The 833-nt window shown below is 38.2% G+C and carries 1 protein-coding gene; it reads left to right on the top strand.

The window, feature by feature from the left end; translation table 11 throughout:
* Positions 1-60: 60 nt before the first annotated feature.
* Positions 61-833: IS3 family transposase (locus BN3456_RS00505; RefSeq protein WP_242862761.1), on the top strand; the 773-nt coding region annotated here is incomplete at its 3' end.

The following is an 833-nucleotide window of genomic DNA, read 5'->3' as shown; positions in this document are numbered from 1 at the left end:
TACGTGTCCTTTATCAACAACAATCTTAAATACTACACTGTCAAGCAGATGTGTAAAGCCTTGAAATTCGCGAGAAGCACCTACTATGAGGCTCTGGTTCGTGTACCTTCAAACAAAGAACAGGAATACCAGAAATTCTCATCAGAGGTCAAACAATGCTTTGATGAAAGCAAAAAAAGATATGGTGCAATTAAGATACATCGTAAACTTAATGAAGCAGGTATCCCATGTAGTATCAAGCGTGTGCAGCGTCATATGCAGCGTCAGGGTCTCTGTTCAGTTGTTGTAAAAAAATACAATCATAAAGCCAATCAGGGGATAGTCCCTGACGACAAAGAGAACGTCTTAAACCGAGATTTCAAAGCTGATACCATCAATAAGAAGTGGGTAACAGATATCACGTATATCCATGTGTTGAAAGAAGGCTGGACATATCTGGCATCCGTTATGGATCTTTATGATCGTAAAATCATAGGTTATGCTTATGGCAAACATATGACGGCAGAGTTAGCTCTTGAAGCAGTTAAAAATGCATGTCTGAATGTAGCGGACACAAATGGAATCATTCTTCATAGTGATTTGGGTAGTCAATATACCAGTGATCTGTTCGAAGAATATATGAAAACACATGGCTTTATACATTCCTTCAGCAGAAAAGGAAATCCTTATGACAATGCATGTATTGAATCCTTCCACTCTGTAATGAAGAAAGAAGAAATCTATCTTAACACTTACCAAGACTTTGAAGAATGTCGTAAGGCACTCTTTGAGTATATAGAATCCTGGTATAATCGCCAGAGGATTCACAGTGCACTTGGATATAAAACACCTCA

It is taken from the genome of Clostridium sp. C105KSO13 (assembly GCF_001517425.1).
Classification (GTDB): Bacteria; Bacillota; Clostridia; order Lachnospirales; family Lachnospiraceae; genus Muricomes.
The sequence above is the reverse complement of the archived record's forward strand: the minus strand, read 5'-3'. Positions and strand labels throughout refer to the sequence as shown.